This window comes from Streptomyces sp. NRRL F-5755 (genome assembly GCF_001279365.1).
Lineage (GTDB): Bacteria > Actinomycetota > Actinomycetes > Streptomycetales > Streptomycetaceae > Streptomyces > Streptomyces rimosus.
The window spans coordinates 1-20,413 of record NZ_LGCW01000295.1; the positions used below are offsets into that span (position 1 = coordinate 1).

At 69.8% G+C, this 20,413-nt stretch carries 20 protein-coding genes and 5 pseudogenes; 16 read left to right on the plus strand and 9 right to left on the minus strand.

Features of this window, described 5'->3' with window-relative positions:
* The 10 genes and pseudogenes from ADK86_RS31475 to ADK86_RS31510 all read left to right on the plus strand — a co-directional run.
* A pseudogene (locus ADK86_RS31475) lies at positions 1-586 on the plus strand (hypothetical protein); the annotation flags it as partial.
* The gene (locus tag ADK86_RS31480) at positions 583-1,506 is read left to right on the plus strand and encodes a hypothetical protein (RefSeq protein ID WP_053699661.1); all 924 of its coding nucleotides are present in this window, start codon (positions 583-585) and stop codon (positions 1,504-1,506) included. The pseudogene ADK86_RS31475 and the gene ADK86_RS31480, both read left to right, overlap by 4 nt.
* Positions 1,507-1,687: 181 nt before the next feature.
* Entirely contained in the window at positions 1,688-2,947 is a 1,260-nt protein-coding gene (locus ADK86_RS31485) for a helix-turn-helix domain-containing protein (RefSeq protein ID WP_053699662.1), read from the plus strand.
* 248 nt (positions 2,948-3,195) lie between these two features.
* Positions 3,196-4,719 carry an aldehyde dehydrogenase family protein gene (locus ADK86_RS31490; protein ID WP_053699663.1) on the plus strand — a complete coding sequence of 508 codons (1,524 nt, stop codon included), beginning with the start codon at positions 3,196-3,198 and terminating at the stop codon, positions 4,717-4,719.
* A gap of 151 nt (positions 4,720-4,870) precedes the next feature.
* The gene (locus ADK86_RS44910) at positions 4,871-5,086 is read left to right on the plus strand and encodes a helix-turn-helix domain-containing protein (protein WP_234346150.1); all 216 of its coding nucleotides are present in this window, start codon (positions 4,871-4,873) and stop codon (positions 5,084-5,086) included.
* A 246-nt stretch (positions 5,087-5,332) separates the two neighbouring features.
* Positions 5,333-7,114, plus strand: a complete 1,782-nt coding sequence (locus ADK86_RS31500) for a serine/threonine-protein kinase (protein WP_078952384.1) — start codon at positions 5,333-5,335, stop codon at positions 7,112-7,114.
* Between the two features lie 39 nt (positions 7,115-7,153).
* A pseudogene (locus ADK86_RS45765) lies at positions 7,154-7,387 on the plus strand (TetR-like C-terminal domain-containing protein); the annotation flags it as partial.
* A 4-nt stretch (positions 7,388-7,391) separates the two neighbouring features.
* Positions 7,392-8,168 (plus strand): alpha/beta fold hydrolase, encoded by a 777-nt coding sequence (locus tag ADK86_RS43430; protein WP_053699665.1) that lies wholly within the window; start codon positions 7,392-7,394, stop codon positions 8,166-8,168.
* A complete protein-coding gene (locus ADK86_RS43435) occupies positions 8,165-8,341 on the plus strand; it encodes a hypothetical protein (RefSeq protein WP_159394004.1) in 177 nt (58 codons plus the stop codon). Before ADK86_RS43430 ends, ADK86_RS43435 begins: the two co-directional genes overlap by 4 nt.
* Before the next feature lie 76 nt (positions 8,342-8,417).
* On the plus strand, positions 8,418-8,669 hold the full coding sequence (locus ADK86_RS31510) for a hypothetical protein (protein ID WP_053699666.1): 252 nt from the start codon (positions 8,418-8,420) through the stop codon (positions 8,667-8,669).
* Here ADK86_RS31510 and ADK86_RS31515 read toward each other — a convergent pair.
* Entirely contained in the window at positions 8,663-9,292 is a 630-nt protein-coding gene (locus ADK86_RS31515) for a helix-turn-helix domain-containing protein (RefSeq protein ID WP_053699667.1), read from the minus strand. The two genes, ADK86_RS31510 and ADK86_RS31515, sit on opposite strands and share 7 nt — an antisense overlap.
* 139 nt (positions 9,293-9,431) lie before the next feature.
* Here ADK86_RS31515 and ADK86_RS31520 point away from each other — a divergent pair, with 139 nt between their 5' ends.
* Positions 9,432-10,496 carry an alpha/beta fold hydrolase gene (locus tag ADK86_RS31520; RefSeq protein ID WP_234346121.1) on the plus strand — a complete coding sequence of 355 codons (1,065 nt, stop codon included), beginning with the start codon at positions 9,432-9,434 and terminating at the stop codon, positions 10,494-10,496.
* A 131-nt stretch (positions 10,497-10,627) separates the two neighbouring features.
* Here ADK86_RS31520 and ADK86_RS45770 read toward each other — a convergent pair.
* Positions 10,628-10,705: pseudogene (locus ADK86_RS45770) on the minus strand (transposase); the annotation flags it as partial.
* Positions 10,706-10,842: 137 nt separating this feature from the next.
* On the opposite strand from ADK86_RS45770, the gene ADK86_RS31525 reads away from it, so the two are divergent.
* The 3 genes from ADK86_RS31525 to ADK86_RS41595 all read left to right on the plus strand — a co-directional run bounded on the left by ADK86_RS31525 (position 10,843) and on the right by ADK86_RS41595 (position 12,376).
* Complete coding sequence (locus ADK86_RS31525) at positions 10,843-11,661, plus strand: DUF1963 domain-containing protein (RefSeq protein WP_053699668.1); 819 nt, start codon at positions 10,843-10,845, stop codon at positions 11,659-11,661.
* 157 nt (positions 11,662-11,818) lie between these two features.
* Complete coding sequence (locus tag ADK86_RS31530; protein ID WP_053699669.1) at positions 11,819-12,061, plus strand: hypothetical protein; 243 nt, start codon at positions 11,819-11,821, stop codon at positions 12,059-12,061.
* Between the two features lie 75 nt (positions 12,062-12,136).
* Positions 12,137-12,376, plus strand: a complete 240-nt coding sequence (locus tag ADK86_RS41595; protein ID WP_199834517.1) for a hypothetical protein — start codon at positions 12,137-12,139, stop codon at positions 12,374-12,376.
* A gap of 20 nt (positions 12,377-12,396) precedes the next feature.
* On the opposite strand, the gene ADK86_RS31535 is transcribed toward ADK86_RS41595, so the two are convergent.
* Entirely contained in the window at positions 12,397-13,362 is a 966-nt protein-coding gene (locus ADK86_RS31535; RefSeq protein ID WP_053699834.1) for an NAD(P)-dependent alcohol dehydrogenase, read from the minus strand.
* 115 nt (positions 13,363-13,477) lie between these two features.
* Here ADK86_RS31535 and ADK86_RS31540 point away from each other — a divergent pair, with 115 nt between their 5' ends.
* A complete protein-coding gene (locus tag ADK86_RS31540; protein WP_053699670.1) occupies positions 13,478-14,197 on the plus strand; it encodes a TetR/AcrR family transcriptional regulator in 720 nt (239 codons plus the stop codon).
* 147 nt (positions 14,198-14,344) lie between these two features.
* On the opposite strand, the gene ADK86_RS44915 is transcribed toward ADK86_RS31540, so the two are convergent.
* Together ADK86_RS44915 and ADK86_RS31545 are read right to left on the minus strand one after the other, a co-directional pair.
* Positions 14,345-14,689, minus strand: coding sequence for a hypothetical protein (locus ADK86_RS44915; protein ID WP_234346123.1), 345 nt, complete (start codon positions 14,687-14,689; stop codon positions 14,345-14,347).
* A 159-nt stretch (positions 14,690-14,848) separates the two neighbouring features.
* The gene (locus ADK86_RS31545; protein ID WP_234346124.1) at positions 14,849-15,211 is read right to left on the minus strand and encodes an STAS domain-containing protein; all 363 of its coding nucleotides are present in this window, start codon (positions 15,209-15,211) and stop codon (positions 14,849-14,851) included.
* Positions 15,212-15,821: 610 nt separating this feature from the next.
* Between ADK86_RS31545 and ADK86_RS31550 the strand changes: the two genes are divergently transcribed.
* Entirely contained in the window at positions 15,822-16,601 is a 780-nt protein-coding gene (locus ADK86_RS31550) for a response regulator transcription factor (RefSeq protein ID WP_053699672.1), read from the plus strand.
* A 578-nt stretch (positions 16,602-17,179) separates the two neighbouring features.
* Here ADK86_RS31550 and ADK86_RS31555 read toward each other — a convergent pair.
* From ADK86_RS31555 to ADK86_RS31570, 4 genes and pseudogenes are all read right to left on the minus strand, one after another.
* A pseudogene (locus ADK86_RS31555) lies at positions 17,180-17,987 on the minus strand (polyphosphate polymerase domain-containing protein).
* Positions 17,984-18,655 (minus strand): DUF4956 domain-containing protein, encoded by a 672-nt coding sequence (locus ADK86_RS31560; protein WP_053699673.1) that lies wholly within the window; start codon positions 18,653-18,655, stop codon positions 17,984-17,986. Before ADK86_RS31560 ends, ADK86_RS31555 begins: the two are co-directional and overlap by 4 nt.
* Positions 18,656-19,278: 623 nt before the next feature.
* On the minus strand, positions 19,279-19,485 hold the full coding sequence (locus ADK86_RS44920) for an iron-containing alcohol dehydrogenase (protein WP_053699674.1): 207 nt from the start codon (positions 19,483-19,485) through the stop codon (positions 19,279-19,281).
* Positions 19,486-19,555: 70 nt separating this feature from the next.
* A pseudogene (locus tag ADK86_RS31570) lies at positions 19,556-20,388 on the minus strand (IS5 family transposase).
* Positions 20,389-20,413: the final 25 nt, after the last annotated feature.

Below are 20,413 nucleotides of genomic sequence, written 5' to 3' on the forward strand. Positions count from 1 at the left end.
AAACCGAACCCTCTCCATAGCCCTCCCGGTCGCCCTCATCACGGTCATCGGCGCCCCCGCCCCACCCGCCCGCGCGGCGGCCGGCATCCCCGCGCCGCCCACCCCGCCCACCGTGACCACCACGATGTTCGCGCCGAAGGGCTTCACGCTGGCCGGCGTCACCGAGGTGCCCACCGTCAACGGCCCGGTCAAAGCGATGGTCCTGCGCATGAAGGCCGCCTCGCTCACGGACTACCGGCTGATCACCCGCGACGCGGGCGGACCCCAACTCGGCCTCGGCGCGCGCAACCTGGACCTGAGCGGCAACGTGACGCTCTACCTGACCAAGTTCAGCGGCTGTCTGGAAGGCATCCTCTGCCTGACCTTCACCCCCGACACGCTGCCGGTGCCGCCGGTCGTGCCACCGTTCGTCTTCATGACCAACGTCGACGCCGAACAGGCCCTGGTCACCTCGGACCTGATCGTCGCGGACGGGCTGACGCTGAACGCCCGGGCGGGAGCAGGGACCAGGACGGGAACGGGAACAGCGGCGGGGGCGGGAGCGGGAACAGGGGCCGGGACGGCATCGGGAGCGGGGACGGCATGATCGGCCTGCCGGCCGCGCTGTTCTGGGCGTACGGCATCGGCTCGACGTTCGCGCTCGCCGCCGCCCGGCAACTCCAGTTACTCGAACGCCGCGCCGCCGATCGCACCGGACTGCCCCGGCTGCTCGCCCCGCGCCTCATCAGCCGCGCCGCGAACCCGTACCTGTGCCTGACGCTCCTGTACGCCGCGGTGCTGCTGGTGCCGACCGGGCTGTTCCTGATGTGGCAGAACCCGTCCTGGTCGACGATGCACATCGCGGACGGCCACCGCGGCGTCTGGGCGGGCCTGCCCCTCCTCTACGCGGGCGGCGTCGTGACCGCCACCCTCCTCGGCTTCCTGCTCGCCCAGGCCCTGTGCCTGGTCGGCGCGGGCTACTGGGCGTACCTGAACTGCGTGGTCGGCCACTTCCTGCTCTTCGGCACCCTCGTGCACGGCTGGGACGGCCAGGGCTACCGCCGCTTCCTCAGTACGGACGGCGCCGCCCTGCGCGCCTGGTCCGAGGACAGCGTGATCAACTGCGTCCTGCGCTTCCTGACCTCCGGCACCTTCCTCGCCCTCCTGGTCCTCGGCACCGCCGTCATCGGCACGCTGCTGCTGACCGAGATCGGCTGGCTGGCCGAAGGCTGGCTCCTGCCGGGCGGCGCACAAGACCTGAAGGTGCCGCGTTTCCTCGCCGTGGCCATCGCGGGCGCGGGTCTGTACGGGCTGCCGCTGCTCGGCGCCCTCCTGGCCGGCACGCTCGTCCGCTTCCTCGGCTATCCCGTCGGCCTGGCGGTCTTCGCCGTAACCGCGGGCGGACTCCTGCTGCCGCGCCGCTCCCCCGTCCGGTGGCTGTACGGGCTGGTGGGCCTCCCCAAGGGACATTGGCGGGCGACGGCGGACCTGCTCCCGGAGAACAGGGCGACCGCGGCGCGCTCCTGACATACCGGGCACGGCTGAGCAGGTCCGACGCCGCGCCCGGCGTACCCCCACGCCACCTTCCAGCGGGCTTTACTGCCCCGCCCCGTACGAGCACCATCGGCTACGGGACGGGGCAACAGGCAGCAGGCCCTGAGCAGTAGACCCTAGGCAATAGGCAGCAGCCGCAACGGAGAGGTGACGCGTGGTCAACCCTTGGCTGGCGATGGAGTCGGGAGCCGACCCCGTGGAGCGTACCCGTACGGTACGGCGCGCCCACGAGGAGTTCCTGGCGGGCGGGGCGGTGGCCCAACCGGTGCGCCAGGTGGTGGCCGATTCGTGGCGCCGGTCGGCGTCCGCGCGCGCGACGCTCGACGGACCGGCCCCGATCGACCTGGACGAGCCCGAACTGCGCGCCTACCGCGACGCACACCCGCTGGCCCGCGCCATGCCGGTCTTCCGGGACCTGCTGGGCACCATCGCCCATGACGGCGCCCATCTGCTCGCCGTCTGCGATCCGCAGGGGCGGCTGCTCTGGGTGGAGGGCCATCCCGGCGTTCGGCGGCACGCGGAGCGGATGAACTTCGTCGCCGGGGCCCGCTGGGACGAGCGGCATGCCGGCACCAACGCGCCCGGCACCGCGCTGGCCGCCGACCACGCCGTACAGATCTTCGCGGCCGAGCACTACAACAAGAGCGTCCAGAAGTGGACCTGCGCGGCGGCTCCCCTGCACGACCTGCGGACGGGCCGGCTGCTGGGCGCCGTGGACATCACCGGCGGCGACCACCTCGCCAGCCCGCACAGCCTGGCCCTGGTCCAGGCCACCGCCCGCGCCGCCGAGGCCCACCTCGCCACGTATCCCGAACGGAGCGCGCCCGCCGCCCACCTGACCGTCCTCGCCCGGGACGAAGCCGTCCTGACCACGGACGGCCGCAGCCTGCGGCTCGGCCCCCGGCACAGCGAGATCATGCTCCTGCTGGCCCGGCACCCGGAGGGCCTGACCGGTGACCAGTTGGCGATGCTCCTCTACGGAGAACGCGAGGTCCGGCCGGTGACCCTGCGCGCCGAACTGTCCCGCCTGCGCCACGTGGTCGGCCCTCTGCTCGACTCGCGCCCGTACCGTCTGACCAGAGCGGTGGAAACGGACCTGGCCCAGGTGGAAACGGAGCTGGCGGCCGGCGACCTGACGGCAGCGCTGCGCGACTACCGCGGCCCGCTGCTCCCCCTCTCCGAAGCCCCTGGCGTACGACGTCTGCGCTCCGTACTGGAAGACCGGCTACGGCGGGCCGTCCTCCCCCGCCGCGACCCGGAGACACTGCGCCTGTGGGCCGATACGCCCTGGGGCGAACACGACCTGGAAATCTGGGAAGCGCTGGAAACGACGGCCCGCCCTGAGGACAGGCGAGCGTCCCACACGGCAACACGCCTTCGTACGGCCTACAGCCTGCCGTCGGCGTCCCCATAGGTTCCCCCGCCGATTCTCCCGCCAGTCCCCCAACGTCTCCGCACGTCACCAACTATCAGGAGGCGAACAAGCCGACTGCCGGAAAGCGGAAAGTCAGCGGCAGAAACCCCTGCCCACAGCCTCGGCCTCCTAACCGCCCCCGCGCCCGCCCCTCCCGCAACCTTCCCGCAACGTCCCCGCCCCTAGCCTGCGCACCGGCGCCCCGCCGCGGGAGCGGAGGCGCGAGCCGAGAGCGATTGGGAGTTCCCATGGCCCGTTACGCGAACCCTGGTGCCGCCGACGCCCTGATGTCCTACCGGAGCCGTTACGACCACTGGATCGGCGGCGCATACGTACCGCCCGCCAAGGGCCAGTACTTCGAGAATCCCACCCCCGTCAACGGGCAGCCGTTCACCGAGATCGCCCGCGGTACGGCCGAGGACGTGGAGCGCGCCCTCGACGCCGCACACGCCGCCGCGCCCGCCTGGGGCCGTACGTCCCCGGCCGAGCGCGCCCAGATCCTCAACCGGATCGCCGACCGCATGGAGGACCACCTCGAAGCCCTCGCGGTCGCCGAGAGCTGGGAGAACGGCAAGCCCATCCGCGAGTGCCTGGCCGCCGACCTCCCCCTCGCCATCGACCACTTCCGCTACTTCGCCGGCGCCATCCGCGCGCAGGAGGGCACCCTCTCCCAGCTCGACGACGACACCGTCGCGTACCACTTCCACGAACCGCTGGGCGTCGTCGCCCAGATCATCCCGTGGAACTTCCCCCTGGTGATGGCCGCCTGGAAGCTGGCCCCCGCCCTCGCCGCGGGCAACGCCGCCGTCCTCAAGCCCGCCGAGCAGACCCCGGCCTCCATCCACTACTGGATGAGCCTGGTCGCCGACCTGCTGCCGCCCGGCGTCGTCAACATCGTCAACGGCTTCGGCGCGGAAGCCGGCAAGCCGCTCGCCTCCAGCCCGCGCGTCGCGAAGATCTCCTTCACCGGCGAGACCACCACCGGCCGCCTGATCATGCAGTACGCCTCGGAGAACCTGAAGCCGGTCACCCTCGAACTGGGCGGCAAGAGCCCCAACCTCTTCTTCGACGACGTCTCGGCCGCCGACGACGACTTCTACGACAAGGCCCTCGAAGGCTTCACCATGTTCGCCCTCAACCAGGGCGAGGTCTGCACCTGCCCGTCCAGGGCCCTCATCCAGCAGGGCCACTACCAGGACTTCCTGGCCGCCGGCGTGGCCCGCACCGAACAGATCGTCCAGGGCCACCCCCTCGACACCGACACGATGATCGGCGCCCAGGCATCCAACGACCAGCTCGAAAAGATCCTCTCCTACCTCGACATCGGCCAGAAGGAAGGAGCCCGCATCCGCACCGGCGGCACCCGCGCCGAACTCGGCGGCGAACTCGAAGGCGGCTACTACGTCACCCCCACCGTCTTCGAGGGCACCAACGACATGCGCGTCTTCCAGGAAGAAATCTTCGGCCCGGTAGTGGCCGTCACCCCCTTCACCGACTTCGACCACGCCATGACCCTCGCCAACGACACCCTCTACGGCCTGGGCGCCGGCGTCTGGACCCGCAACACCAACACCGCCTACCGCGCCGGCCGCACCATCCAGGCCGGCCGCGTCTGGACCAACTGCTACCACGCGTATCCGGCGCATGCGGCTTTCGGCGGTTACAAGCAGTCGGGGATCGGGAGGGAGACGCATAAGATGATGCTGGATCACTACCAGCAGACGAAGAACCTGTTGGTGTCGTATTCGCCGAAGAAGCTGGGGTTCTTCTAGTGTTCTGAGTCGTTAGTTTGCTTGCGGTTATAGGGTGGGGTCTGGTCCGAAGTCGTTGCCGCTGGAGTTGTCCAATCACGAAGGCCGAGTGCTGCGGGGCTGGTTGCGCAAGCAGTCGGCGTCTCAAGCACTGGTGCTGCGGTCGAAGATCGTGCTGGCGTGCGCGGAGGGCCTGCCGAACGCGCGGGTCGCGGACGATCTGGGCGTCTCGCGAGAGACGGTACGCAAGTGGCGGTCCCGGTTCGCCGCGAACCGGCTGGAGAGCCTGGCGGACCGACCGCGTTCGGGGCCACCGCGAAGGGATCACCGACGAGCAGGTCGAGGCCCTGGTCTCCGGGACGCTCGGCCAGGCGCCACCGACGGGTGATTCGCACTGGTCGACACGTTAGATGGCCGAGGCAGAGGGCATGTCGCAGTCGGCCGTCTCGCGGATCTGGCGGGCGTTCGGCCTCAAGCCGCACATCGTGGAGACCTTGAAGCTGTCGACCGACCCGCAGTTCGTGACCAATGTCCGCGACGTGGTGGGCATCTACCTCGCCCCGCCGGAGAAGGCTCTGGTCCTGGCGGCAATTGGCCGACGTCACCGCCCCGAGGAGGTCAGTAGGGTGGGTTCATGCCGAAGCACGAACCGTTCATCATCGACGGAGTCACTTACGAGCGCGATTCAGCTCCGGGAGAGGGCGGATCAGCCGTGGTGTGGAAGGCCCGCCGTAAGCCCGACGGTCAGGTGTTCGCAGTCAAACGGATTAAGAAGGACCGCAACGCGGACTCCGTTCGCAATAAGCGTTTCAATCAGGAGATCGAGTACGGACAGACATCGAGCCATCCGAACGTCGTGAGTATCCACGCGCGCTCAGAGGACGCGAACTTCTTCTACTACGTCATGGACTTCTACCCGATGACGCTGCGAAACGTGATCAACGGCGAAACCGATGCTGACGTGCTTCTCGACTACGCGCGCCAGCTCTGTGATGCGCTCGCGTACGTGCACGGCGACGGCATAGTGCATCGCGACATCAAACCTGAGAATGTCCTCGTCGACCCTGATGCGCGCCGGCTCGTCCTGGCCGACTTCGGCATCGCGCATTTCAAGGACTCCTCGCTCACGAATCGCGGGGACCTCTTAGTGAACCGGAACTACCTCGCTCCCGAACAGATGGTGAGGAACAACGCCCTCGGTATCGGCAAGCCGGCGGACATCTTCGCGCTCGGCCTCGTCATAACCGAGATGTTCACGAAGCAGAACGCCCGGGGGCGACGACACGCGCTTGTGCGCGACCGCTACCCCTTCCTGGCCGACCTCGACCTGATCATTGAACAGATGCTGCTCCAAGACGAGGCGCAGCGGCTCCGCATCGACACCGTACGCGGCATGCTTCGGGTAACCCTTCAGCGGCTCGACTCGGCAATCGAGGAGATCTCCGATGATCTGCGCCCCAACGAAGTGCCCGCCGACAGCTCGTCCGGCGAGGTCGAGCGGATCCTCGGCCGTGCCGCGAGAGACGTGCTGTCGGCGAAGCATGTCTTCGAGCGGGTCGCCGACGGAGAGCTCGACCGATTCAACCTCAACTACCACTGCGAGGTTGCGTACCGGGTGAGCACGGAGCTGTTCAATACGTGTGCTCAAGCCGTTGTGTATGCGTCGTGCAAGGCGAAGTTCGACTATGAGGGCGCCGGGCGGTGGGACGAGAACGACGACGCTCTCGTGGTGTCGGCCGCCAAGCCGGGACTCCAACGCGAGCTGGAGACGATTCTGGCTGATTTCCCCCTCCCTCGGTCTTCGCACTGGGCCGGTCTGCCGCGGCAGTCTGCTCACTTGTTCCGGTTCTGCAAGGACTACCACTGCAAAGAGCTGCTGACGAGCATCCGCGAATCTGTCTACGGTGAAGGCAATCGCTCGTTGCGGGCGAATCTGATCAACGCCCCGATCCTCTGGATCACCCGCTGGATGCGTACGAATCTGGACACCGACTACCTGGAGTTCGACAAAACAGTTCGCGAGGACATCGGCTTCGAGCGCCACCTCTCGGTGCTCTGGGACAAGACGCTTCCGTTGGATCCGGCCCGAGAAGCGGTGGGAGTGGGTCTATTGACCGAGCCGTTCAACGCCGACAGGGTCGCCAGCACACTGCAGGCGCTTGAAGCGAAGTGGGATGTCTCCGTGGGAGAGCTCGTAGACGGTGGGTACTCGGTCATGTTCCGGTCACGCAACACGTACCGCTGCTTCCACGACGAGGCGCTCGACCTCGCGGAACCGGGCTCAGTATTCGAAGCTGACGTCCTCAATCTGCTCCGCCCTGAGGCGGAGTTCGACGACCTCGTCGCACTCACATGGGATCGGGACTTCGACGTGGCCATCACCCTCGGGAAGGTCCTCGGCACCCTCACGCGCTAGCGTCCTGAGTCCAAAGTTCAAGGGCGTTCGCCGCGCCGCGCGGCGCTCCGGGCGCTGTGGGAGCGCGGGGTCGCGCGCGGCGAACTCGACCCGCACGTCGAACCCGATGCGGCGATCGACCTGCTCTTCGGCCCGGTGGCGTTCCGCCTGCTGCTGGGCCACCAGCCCGTCGACGTGGATTCCTGCGTACGCCTGGCCCGCACCGCCGTACAGGGCCTGCTCCTCACCCGACCGACCGCCCCGTCCCCATCACCGACGGCAACCGGAGGTTAGAACCGTGCTTCCCCTCACCGACACTCCCCAGCAGCCCCATGCGAAGTACCCGGGGCGCACCCTCGTGACCTCGCATTCGTTCAGCTTCGCCCGCCGTGAATGGATCGAGGCGAGCGCGCCGCTGTCGGAGCAGTTCCGGGTCGTGGCGGTGGACGCACCCGGCCACGGCGAGGCGCACGCGATCCCGGGCTACACGATGGCCGAGACGGCCGCCGCGTTCGCCGCCACGATCAACGAACTCGGCCTGACCGACTACGTGCTGGTCGGCCACTCGATGACCGGCAAGATCATGCAGATCCTTGCCGGCCGGGCCGGCGCCGGGCTGGGACTCGCGCATCCACCGGCGAAACTCGTGCTGATCACCCCCACGCCGCTCGGGCAAGAGGTCGGCGGCGAGGACCTGCCGCGCGAACTGTTCGAGAGCCGCAGGGACGACGCGGACGCCGAGAAGTTCGTGCTGGACCGCACCGCGCTGCCGCTGGAGCCGGAAGTGTTCGACCGTGCCTGCGAAGACTATGCGCGGATGAATCGCAAGGCCTGGGACGCCTGGCTGACGGAGGGGATATACGAGGACTGGACCGAGCGCGCCGCGCCGATCGACGTCGAGACCCTGCTGATCGTCGCGGACGGCGACCCGACCTGGGGCCTGGAGATGCAGCAGAAGCTGACGGTGCCCCACCTGTCCAACGTCACGATCGCGTCAGTCGACTGCGGCCACCAGGTACCGATGGAGGCACCGCAGGCCCTGTCCGACCTGATCACCGCCTTCGCCGCGTCATGACCGGCACCGCTCAGCCCTCGACCGAAGACCGGGGCCGGGGCGGGCGACTGCCCCTGGCCTCCCACGGCCCGCTCACCGAGGAGCAGCTCGCCACGCAGCGGCGCATGCGGGACGAGGTCGTGCCGTGGGCCCGGGAGGCGGGGGCCGCCGCGGCCACGGCCGAAGGAATCTGATCGGCCCGTTCAACGCGTTCGTGCACCGCCCGGCCATCGGCGCGGCCTTCCTGGACTGGGTCCTCACCGACCTGACGTGCAGTCCCACGGGTACGTCTTCTTCGGCGACATAGAGGTGCGCTGCTACAAGCACAAGGCGCGCCGGGTGTACAACGAGCGGGACATCCGCCGCCTGGGGCGGGCCCTTGCGGAGCTGCGCCTGGACCTGGACGTCGTCGTCGATGCGAAGTTGCCCACGTATCGCGACGATGGGCACCGCGAGTCGGAAGACCGCTACCCCGGCTGGCGGCAGCGGCTGGTGTCGTGGATGTTCACATCTGCTCACTGAGCGGCCTTTTTGCCACCAGTCCCGCGAGCAGCGGCTGGAGGGGTGCGCAGCCGTTGGCGCTCGCCCTGCGGTCCGAACATGATCAGGTACTCGACCGGACCGCTGCCGCTGGAGTTCACCATCCCGTGCGGGGTGCGGGTGTCGAACTCGGCGACGTCCCCGGGGGTCAAGACGAGGTCTTGGTCGCCGAGTGCGAGCCACAGTCGTCCGTACAGGACGCACAGCCACTCGTAGCCGTCGTGGGAGACCTGCCGGGGCCGCGCGGGCGGGTCTTCAAGGGCGGGCAGGACGTGCTTGTGGACGTGCAGGCCGCCGACGTACCGGGTCAATGGCAGCACTGCCTTGTCGTCGCCGAAGCTCAGCGGCGCCGTGGCGCGCGGCTTGGCCGCGGGGGCGGGTGCCGTGCCGGCCAGCTCGTCCAGGGAGACGCCGTACTCCTTCGACAGCTGCAGCAGCACCTCCAGGGTGGGCTTGCGTCGGCCGGTCTCGATCCGGGACAGCGTGCTGGACGAGATGCCGGTTGCGCAGCTGACACCGGCAAGCGTCGCGCCGTGGTGCTCGCGCGCGGCCCGCAACCGGGGCCCCATCGCGGCCAGCGTGGCGCCTACGTCATCGACTGCCATCTTTCCCACTCCTTCTTGCCGTGCCGCTCCGCCGCTCTGTGCTGCAAGGTTGCCAGAATGGCAAGGCTGGTCGCGTCGGGCGGGTGCTGCGCCGCATGATCGATGGGTAACCGCGTCGCCGCGACCCGAGGAGAGGCCCATGCAGCCCGAGCCGACCGCCGAGTTCCGCCACCGCACCGTCAAGGCCCCGGCCGGGCGCCTGCACCTAGTCGAGCAGGGAACCGGTCCGCTGGTCCTGCTCGTGCACGGCTTCCCCGAGTCCTGGTATTCCTGGCGCCGCCAGCTCCCGGCCCTCGCCGCGGCCGGATACCGGGCGGTGGCGATCGACGTGCGCGGTTACGGCCGCTCCTCCAAGCCGGAGGCGACCGGCGCCTACCGGATGCTCGATCTGGTGGAGGACAACGTCGCGGTCGTGCGTGCGCTCGGCGAGGAGAGCGCGGTGGTCGTCGGCCACGACTGGGGCTCCAACATCGCTGCCGTCTCCGCCCTGCTCCACCCCGAGATCTTTTGCGCCGTCGGCCTGCTGAGCGTCCCCTACGCGCCGCCCGGCGGCCCCCGCCCCAGCGACGTCTTCGGCCAGATCGGCGGCCCCGAGCAGGAGTTCTACGTCGCCCACTTCCAGGAGCCCGGGCGCGCCGAGGCGGAGATCGAGCCCGACGTCCGGGGCTGGCTCGCGGGCTTCTACGCGGCCCTGTCCGCTGACACCATGCCCGCCCAGGGCGAGCCCGACCCGCACTTCGTCGCCCGCGGCAGCGGCCGGCTGCGCGACCGCTTCCCCGTGGGCCCCCTCCCGGCCTGGTTGAGCGAGGAGGACCTCGACGTCTACGCCGGGGAGTTCGAGCGCACCGGCCTGACCGGCGCACTCAACCGCTACCGGAACATGGACCGGGACTGGGAAGACCTTGCCTCGCACAGCGGAGCCCCGATCAAGCAGCCGTCCCTGTTCGTCGGCGGTGCCCTGGATGCCTCCACCACCTGGATGTCCGACGCCATCGACGCCTACCCCACCACCCTCCCCGGCCTGTCGGCCTCCCACCTCCTGGACGGCTGCGGCCACTGGATCCAGCAGGAGCGCCCCGACGAGGTCAACCGCCTGCTGACCGACTGGCTCGACACCCTCCAGGCAGGAACCAGGCAATCCAGGCGCGGCGGTCCGCGCACGGGCGCGGTGCCCAACGCGGCAGCGGCGGCGCCGGAGCTGTGATGTACGGAGTGCGGGCCGGCTGGTCGGAGATGGAGAACCGCATGGACTTGTCAGCCTCGTCAGGGAGCCCGGCCCGCAGCAGGACCGGGCGGGTGGTCAGCGTACGGATTGGCGGCACGGGCAACGCATCGCTCGGCGGCCTCCAGCCGGATCCGCTCGCGAAACGCCTGCCGTTCGGGCGTCAGCCCACCGCCTTGCGGATATCCCACACGCTCGGCATACCGCGCCGATCACCTTCGTCAGCCCTGCCGACTTCACGCTTCACAGGTCAGTACCGCCAAATTGCCTTGCCTTCAGGCGATTTCGCCCTGCCGATACCCGCCCAGGAGCCCGTTAGGGTGGCCCGGTGACCGACGCGAGCATGGACAGAATGAACCGCTTCCGGGCCGAGGCGGCATCCCGGGATCTGCCCTCGGAGGAGGTGGAGGAATGGATACGTGTCGCCCGCCCGGCGGTGTACGCGGCCGAGAGCGGTGACGGCCCCCTCGTGGCCCGGGTCGGCGGCGACCCCCTGCTGCCGCACGGCGTGCCGAAGCCGTCCGACCCCTTCGTGGCCTCCGTCGACCTCGCGGCCCTCCCGCCGGGCGCCACCGGCCTCCCGCTCCCCGCCGACGGCCACCTGCTTCTCTTCTCCGGCACCGATGTCGGCATCGGGGGACAGGTGTCCGACGCGGTGCTGTACGTTCCCGCCGGGACCCCGACAACCCCGAGCCCCCTCGAACACAGTCGGCGCGAGCCGTACCGGCCGCGTGAACTGCGCACGCTCTGGCACCAGCCGAGCGCGCAGATGCCGGAGAGCTTCGCCCTCGACAGATGGGGCGACTTCCCCGAGGACGAGCAGTTCGAACTCGCCGACGAACTCAGCGACGCCTGGGCACACGTGGGCGGCTATCGCCCTTCCTGGGCCTTGCAGATCGGCGGCCACCCGGTCTCGCCCCAGAACGACCCCGTCCACTACGCCCGTACGCCCGGGGAGGCCGACCCCTGCGAACATGGCGGTACGGCCCACGAAGAGGGCGCCGACGACTGGACTCTGCTGGCCACCTGGAGGTGCGGCGACGACGTCACGGAACTGGACTCCGGCGTGGCCCACTGGGTGATCCGCCGCCGGGACGTGGCAGACCGGCGCTTCGACCGGGTCCATCGTTACGTTGAAATGGCCTGACAGCGCGAGGCGTACGGCCGACTCCCGGCGCTCATCGGCCGCCTTCCCTGCCCCGCGGAGCGGAAGAGATACGGGCGTACACCCGTGGGGCGCTGCCGCGCCCTGCTGAGCGTCGCTTGGTGTTCCCCGGGCGCGGCAGCGGCCGTAGGGAGGCGGGTTGACCGACGGGCATGGCCAGCTGGGCGGCAAGCCCGCCAGAGCGATCACCGTCACACGCGAGATGGTCGACGGCACCGCCATCTTCGACTTCGAACGCAAGATGAACGACGGATCGGGCTGGCCGATGTGCATCACCCGAACGAAAGACGAACTGGGCATCACCCGCACCATGATGGCCGATAAGCTCTTCGGCGCCTTCATTCAGTGGAAGGCGCAGGTCCGAACCACCCGTGGCTGGTAAATGGGGCTCTGCGCCGACTCCACATGAGCGCGACGCCGATTCGTTGTGGAACTCCATGCGCATTAAGGCCAGCGTGTGCCCGGCGGGGTTCGCGCAGCAGATCGAGCCCATCGGGTCCGCGCTGACAAGGCGTACGCCTTCAGCAGAAACCGCGCCTGCTTCCGCCGCCGCGGCAACCGCTGCACCATCCCCGACAAAGCCGACCAGGCGCGTAACCGCCTCAAGAGGCACCGCGCCGTCGCCACACGGTGCGACAAGTCGGCGGTCCGCTACCAGGCGACCGTCCTCATCGCTGCCCTCAACGAGTGGCTGTGATCAGCGCCGCCACAGACGTCCTACGCGACCCTGACCACGTACTTGCCCTGGACGCCGCCCGCCTCCAGCGCCCGGTGTGCCGCTGCTGTCTCCTCCAGGGGGAAGACCGTGTCCACCGCAGGGCTCAGCTTGCCCTCGACCACATGGCGGGCGAGGTCGTCGAAGTCCGCTCGCGTGGGGTTGCCGCTGAAGAAACGCACCCGGCCGTGTCCGTGGACCGTGCCGGCCGCGAGGTAGCCGAGCGACGCCGCAGGCCGTTTCAGGTCGAAGGCGATGGTGACCATGCGCCCGCCCGGATTCAGTAGGCGCCGGAAGGCCCGCAGGTCGGTCCCCGCGGTGTCCAGGACCACGTCGAAGCGGCCCAGTTCCGCCGGCCGCACGGTGCGGTGGTCGACGGCCTTGTGCGCGCCGAGCCCGCGGACGAAGTCGAGGTTGGCCGCACGGGCCAGGGCCGTGACCTCGGCGCCGTACGCCCGTCCGAGCTGGACGGCGGCGTTGCCGACACCACCCGCCGCGCCCCGGACGAGGAGTCGTTCGCCGGGGCGCAGCCCGGCTTTGTCCCGCAGCGCGGTGATGGCCGTGGTGGCCACCGGCAGCGCGGCGGCGTCCACCAGGTCAAGGCCGTCGGGGAGCCGGCCGACCCGCTCGGCGGGCACGGTCACGTACTCGGCGGCGGTGCCGAACCCGGCGGTGCGACCCAAGACCCCCCATACGCGGTCGCCGGCCGCGAACCGTGTGACTCCGGCACCCGGTGCGGCGACCTCGCCGGTGAAGTCCAAGCCGACGCGCTTGGGGAATTTCCGGCCGCTCAGCAGGCGGAGACGGCCGACACGTACTGCCAGTTCGCCGCTGTTGACGCTGAACGCGCGCACCTTCACAAGGACCTCGCCGGGGGCCGGCTCGGGTCGTGGCACGCGGCTCATATAGAGCACATCGGGGCCGCCATAGCGGTCGTAGAGCACTGCCTTCATCATGCGGTCCTTCATCATGCGGTCCTTCATCATTCTGCCTTTGCCGCCGGGGCCGTACAGGGATCTGGCACCGACCGTAAACTCTCAAGTGGACGCAATCGTCCGCTTGGACCGGAAGCGAGAGACAGTGATGGCGGAATCCTCTCGGATCACAGCCCGGGACAAGGTGCGGGCGGACGCCCGGCGCAACCGGGAGCGCCTCCTCGTCGCCGCCCGTGCGGTCTTCGCGGAGCACGGAATCGACGCCCCGATGGCGACCGTGGCCCGACGGGCCGGGGTCGGCGTGGCGACGCTGTACCGGCATTTCCCGACCCGAGACGCCCTGGTGAGAGGCGCGTTCGCGCAGCAGATGGAGACCTGCGCGCGGGCGCTCACCGAGGCTCTGGCCGCCCCCGACCCGTGGCAGGGCTTCCAGCAACTGGTCGAGACGGTCTGCGCTCTGCAACGGGAGGAACGCGGGTTCCCCGCCGCGTTCGTCGCGGCCTTCCCGGAAACCACGTCGGAACACGCGCAGTCCCGGCAACGAGCCGAGCGGGACTTCACGACCCTGGTACGCAGAGCCCAGGCGTCGGGCGCGCTGCGGGCCGATTTTCACCCTTCCGACCTCGCGGTGGTCCTGTTGGCACACTGCGGTCTGGTGACCGCCCTACCGGATGATGGTGCAGCGTCCCGGCGCCTGGTGGCCTATCTGCTCCAGTCCTTCCGCACCGACACGGCCAACAAACCGCTGCCCCCGCCGGCTGCACTGACATTGCGCAGCCTCCCGATTGCAACTGACGGTCGCCAGGGGCAGCGGCCCCGGGAGGCTGACAAGAAACGGTACCTGCCGCAGGGCACCCCAGTCCGATAACTCCACTTTCGCAACACGCTTTAGGGTGCGCGCGGCGGGACGTCCCCCCGCCACTTCCCCCGGGCGGAAACCACCCATGAAAACCTGGTGCATCACCGATATCAGCAGTGGCTTCGTCCGCCTGATGACGGAAACGCCGAGCGCGCGTCAGGTCACCACCGCAGACGTCCTGCGGCACGTTTCCGACGTATTCCGGTTGCCCTCCACCAGGGCTCTCCGGACGGCATCGTCCCCAGGCCAGCGATATCCGTTGTGTTCGCGGCCGTTGCCACGGCGGCCCCAGGGCGAGCCCCGTCCGGAACCGGTGAGAGGAAATGGCTCGACACATTCTTCGACGTACGGGCCGATGGCCTCGAACACTCGAAGCCCCCGGACACCGCCGAAGAGTGTCGGCAATCCGCGGATCAGGGCGACGCGTTGCGCCGCATCGCCCGCACGGGTAATGACGATCTCGATGAGCCCTTCACTGTTGCCGCTTTCGGCTCCCGGCACGCCATCTCATGAGCTCCTCCACAGCTCTCGGAACACTGCGTTCATCTCCAAGTACGACCACCTTGTGTTCGCGTACCTCGGTTGGCGGCTGTAGCGATATGGCGCCGCAGGTACGGGTGATGCGCAGGTGAGGCCGCATCGAACGTCCGGCCGGGCGCGTCAAGTTGGTTCGGGCGGGTCGTCGAAGAGGTCGCCCTGCCCGGCCGCCAGGCCCACCGGACGCCAGGTCCGGCCGTCCTGGGCCAGATGGCGCACTGCGGCGGCGCTGCCGGGCACGACGCACAGGAGAGACCCGGTCCCGGTGCGTATGATCAGCCTGCGTACGGCCGGAGAGGGGCCGGCCAGCAGCAGTTCCCCGCCGACCGAACGCAGACGCATCGCCTTGCGTACCAGGACGGCCAGGACATCGATGGTCAGCCGGTCCACCGCCGACACATCGACGATCACGGTGGGGACGGTGGCGTGGTGGCGGATCATCGCCGCCAGGCATTCCACCGTGTCCCATGCCCCGTTGGGCAGCACGAGCAGGTGGTATCGAGCGGGACGGGGCAACGGAATCGGCGCCTTTCGTGAATGGAGCTGGACGCCTCGGCCCCCAGAACACGCGCTTTCGGTGGCACAACACGCCTACCGTGCGGAGGAGATACCCGCTCCCGGCACCCTGACCCCATCTTCGGGGAGGAATTCTCCTGTGCCGGGCAGGTGAACACCGTCCGCACCCCTGCGCGGGCGCCCGGACGGCCGGGCGTTCCGATGGGCCGCCCCTGGTCCAGCCACGACTGTACGGAACCGCTGACGGCACTACTACGCGGACACCGCAACGCCCAACTCAGGCTGCGACTCCGTAGCGTAACGGAGGGCGGGAGTTGGCGAAGCAGAGCGATCTGTGGCCAATTCCTGCCGTACGCCCTGGTCGTCCAGTGGGCCCTCCCCCACGCGCCACGCCATGACGCCATGCCTTACCGCACCCGTCCGCGCCCCGTTTGTGCCCCGGGTCGGTGCCAGGGCCCGTCCGGTCAACGTCACCGTGGCGAATCACCCTTGCGCCGCCATTCCCGGCGTCCGGACAAGATCCGGACAAACCCCGGTGTCATCTCCCGCGCACGCTGCGCACCTGGCTACGGTGACGGACATGCCCCATCTCCTCCTCGTCGAGGACGATCCCCTGCTGCGCGCTACGTTGGTGCGCGTGCTCCGCGGCCGCGGCCACGCCGTGGCCACCGCGGCGACCGGAATGTCCGGCCTGGACGCCGCCGTGACCGACCGGCCGGACCTCGTCGTCCTGGACCTCGGCCTGCCGGACGTGGACGGCGCCCAGGTGCTGCGGATGCTGCGGGCGGTCAGCGACGTACCGGTGATCGTGGCCACCGCGCGGAACGAGGAACCGGTCATGGTCGCGGTCCTCGGGGACGGTGCCGACGACTACATCGTCAAGCCCTTCGGCCCGGCCCAGCTGGATGCGCGGATCAAGGCGGTGCTGCGCCGCTTCGGCACCGCCGGGCCGGAGCCCGCGCTGCGGGTCGGCGGTCTGCTGGTGGAAGCGGCGGCGCGGGAGGTGACGTTGGACGGCGCGCCGCTGGAGCTGACGCCGCGCGAATTCGACCTGCTGGTGTACCTGGCCCGGCGGGCGGGGCAGGTGATCTCCCGGCGGGAGCTGCTGGCGGAGGTGTGGCAGCAGCCGCTGGGCGGCACGGACAAGACACTGGACGTCCATCTGTCGTGGTTGCGGCGGAAGCTGGGCGAGACGGCACAGCGGCCGCGGTACCTGCACACGGTCCGTACGGTGGGCGTGAAACTGGCGGCGCCTGGCGAGCTGGCGCTGGCAGGCGCCTCGAACACGACGGGCGGATCGGACGCCGTGCCCGCCGGCTACGGTGACTCCTCCACCCCCGTACTGCCCGGCACGCCGTAACCACGCACCGCAGCCTGCTTCCTTCGCACCGGCGCTACCACCGCGCTCGCGCACACCGCCAGCTGGTTCCGCCGACTCTGCACATCCGCAACCGCGCCAGCGGCCGGGCTCCCACCGACACCACCTCGCGCGCCCGTCCACTGGTCTCCCAGATCGGCCAGACATCGACGGTCTCTCGAGACGGGGGCCGGGATCGCCGCTGTCGGGGCCCTCGTCGGCAACGTCTTCACCCACCCACCCGACGGCGTCGGCACGCTCCAGGCGGCCGTTCCCGAAGGCGGCGGGAGAAGCGGATCATCGTCGAGGACGACGGGCCAGGCTTTCCGTAAGGGTGCATCCCGGCACTCGGCGACTACGGTGGCGGGGCAACGGGTCTGGGCCTGGAGATCGTCCAGGCCCAGACCACCGCGGAGCAGTCGAGCGGCTCGCCGGCAGGGGTGCGGCGGCTGTGGGCGGTGGCCCTGTCACAGCGCGCTCCCTCCGGCCTGGCGGACCCCGTGTCTGGAGGTGGACAGCCACAGGCCCGGCCGTGGAAGTGCCGCCCGGACGGGTCCTACGCCGCCAGCTGAGACGGCGTCCTACGTCGCCGGCTGAGGGAACACCGTCCGTATCGCCCGCCCCCACTTGTTGGCCTTGAGGCCGGGTCGCAGGACCGCCATGGCGCCGCAGTACTTGGTGAACTGGACGGCGCGCAGTCCGTAGGTGTGCAGCAGCCGGTCCGCCTCCGTGAGGTGGCCGGTCACCGCGGTCTTGGTCTCGACGAGCACCACGTCTTCGTCGGCGCGTACGCTGCGGCCGGTCCCCGCGTCCTGGCAGACCAGGCCGGCGTCGCAGGTGATGCGCCGGCCGTCGGCGACGAACGTGGCGCGCTGGTAATCGGTCACCAGCGACGGGACCAGTTCCTCGGGCGCGACGATGCCGTACGTACCGTGCAGCACGGTGGCCAGAAAGTCGCGCGGGCCGCGTCCCAGCGTCGCCTCGTCGGGCAGCAGGGGCCGCCTTCGCTTGTCCGTCTCGCCGCGTCGCCCCTTGAGCTTGATCTCGAACTGCCGCTCGCTCGCCGGAATGCTCGTACAGCCGCTCGCGGATCTTGTAGCGGTGCCGGCGCCCCTGCCGGTGGTCGTGGAAGGACCGCAGGTCGAGGGTGTCGTAGTAGACGGAGTGGTAGCCGAACCAACGGCGGCCGTTGATGCACAGCGCCTGGAACGGACCGCCGGGCCGGTGCGGGTCGGTCAGCCGGGCCGCGAAGTCCGCGAAGACCTCGGCCGGTACGAGGTAGCTGTGATCGACGCGGGCCATCAGCTCTGCGCGGGCCTGGAGTTCGCAGAGGGTTATCGGACGTGCAGCCATGGCGGCATCGGCCACGGCCCGTAAGGCGGGAATCACACGGTCTCCCCGGAGAGGGAACGGGGCTGCGGGTGAGCGTCGGAGGGGACGGCCGTGCGGGTCCTTCGGGGATGCTCGTCCAGGGGTGCCGTGCGGGTGGGCGCCGTGGACGTGTCCGGAAGGCGGAAGCGGACGTCGACCACCATCAGGTCCCGGACGTAATCCACCTCGTTGACCGTCCAGTTGAGGGGGACGCCGAGTCTGCGCGCCAGGTCGTCACGGACCGCCTGGGGGTCGGCGTGCACGGTGTCCAGGGTGACGACGGCGCGGCGGGTACGGGCCATCAGGCGCGGGTGGTCGGCGCCGTACATCACCAGGAGCAGCAGCCCGGCGAGCGCCGCGGCGACGGAGAACCTCAGATGCGGCAGGCCGCACAGCAGGCCGAGCACCAGGGTCGTGAAGTAGTACGCGACCTCCGCGTGCTGGACCGAGTCGGAGCGCAGCCGGACGATCGACAGCACCCCGAACAGACCGAAGCCCAGAGCCACGCCCCCCTCGCCGACCTGGGCCAGCGCCGAGACGACCGCGAACAGCGCGACGTTGAGCGCCAGGTAGGCGGGCACCAGATCGCGGCGCCGGTGGCGCGGGTAGTAGATAGCGAAGGTCAGCACGCCCACCGCGGCGAGATCGAGCGCCAGATGAGCGGCGAGCTGCCCCAGCGTCTCCATGAAACGTCTCCTTCGGTCGCTGATCGGTACGCGTCAGACGCTAGGAACGGACGGGTTAACTCCACCCCCCTTCCGGGTTAACGCCACGGCCCTGCGGACGGCCGGCGCATCCGTCTCCTTCAGGGGGCGACACCCTTGTCGTCGGGCTCTGTTGTGGCACCGCACCGCGCGGCCCTCTCTTCCGAGGGAGCCACCACGCCCCGTACGAACGCACGGCTCCGCATCACCGCCCGTCTCACCGTCCACAGGACACCCCCGGCTGGGGATACGGCTTCGCCACTGCCCGCCTCTGCGAGAGCAACGCCCTACGCGCCGGCCGGGCGGCTTCGACGTCATGACCGTCGGCCTGCGGGGCGACCGGGTGCTCGGTGGAGAGGATCGTGAGACCGCGCAATACGACTTCTCCGTTCGAGGCACAGCCCATCGGCCGACGGCTGCCGTGGGCCGATGCGCATCACGAACCGGCTCGGCGAGCCGCCGGCGTTTCGTCGCGGCATCCCCGACCGAGCCCGCCGCGTCGACCGGCAGCAGGTCGCGCCACGGTGCCCAGCTCACGCAGGGGCCGCATGTCATCCAGCGCCCCGGACCGTTCCCGCATCGCCGTCCCGGCGGCCATGGCCCGGTCACCGTCGACCGGCGGAGCCGCCCGCATCACCCAGCCGCTCGCTCGTATGCCTCTCCTGCGGCGGGCGCTGAACTCCATGGCCCTCGTCCAGCACCGCGACCAGAGCGACGCCGTGCGGGATACCGGTGAGCGCGTGACCCATGCCGTGGGCGAGGCCCAGGCCGGAGAGGGCCGGCGCCTGGCCGGCCAGATGCGCACCCATCATCAGTTCGGCCCATTTCCAGGTCCTTGCCGTACCGGTAGGCGCGCGGCAGGGCCAGGTCGTGTCCGCAAAATCAGGGCAGCCAGAGTTTGAGGCAGGCGAGGGTGACCATGGCCTGGTAGTGACGGGCGTGTTTGTCGTAGCGGGTGGCCAGGGCTTTGTGGTGCTTGAGCTGGTTGAAGCAGCGCTCGGCGAGGTTGCGGCGCCGGTAGGCCGCTCGGTTGAGCCGGCACCGGCTCTCGCCTCGCCGGATGCGGCCGTTGATCTGGTCGATCCGCTCCGGGATGGCGGCTTTGATGCCGCGGCCGCGCAGGTATGCGCGGATCTTCGTGGACGAGTAGCCCTTGTCCGCCACGACCAGGGCAGGGCGGGTGCGAAGGCGGCCTGGTCCGCATCGCTGGATGCGGAGGCGGGCCATCACGGCCTCGAACTGGGTGCAGTCGTTGATGTTGCCGACGGTCAGCGTGAAGGCCAGGGGACGGCCCTGGCCGTCACATGCCAGGTGGATCTTTGTGGTCGGTCCGCCGCGGGAGCGGCCGACCGCCTCGCCCGGCCACGACTGCCCCTTCTTCGGGCCCCGGCCGCATGCTGATGGGCCCGCACGGTGGTCGAGTCGATGCACACGATCGTCCAGTCGACGGCGCCGACAGCGTCGCAGTGCTGCTGAACGTGGGCCGGCAGACGGTCCCAGGTCCCGTCGGCCGACCAGCGGCGGAAGCGTTCATAGACCGTCTTCCACGGCCCGTACCGGTCAGGCAGGTCCCGCCAGGCCGCCCCGGTGGACAGCTTCCACAAGATCCCGTTCATCACCTGTCTGCGGTCTCGCACCGGCCGGCCCATCCGCGGTGGAGCCAGCAACGGCTCAATCACCATCCACGCCTGATCGGTCACCTCATGACGACGCACCACGAACCGACCAACGACCGACTTT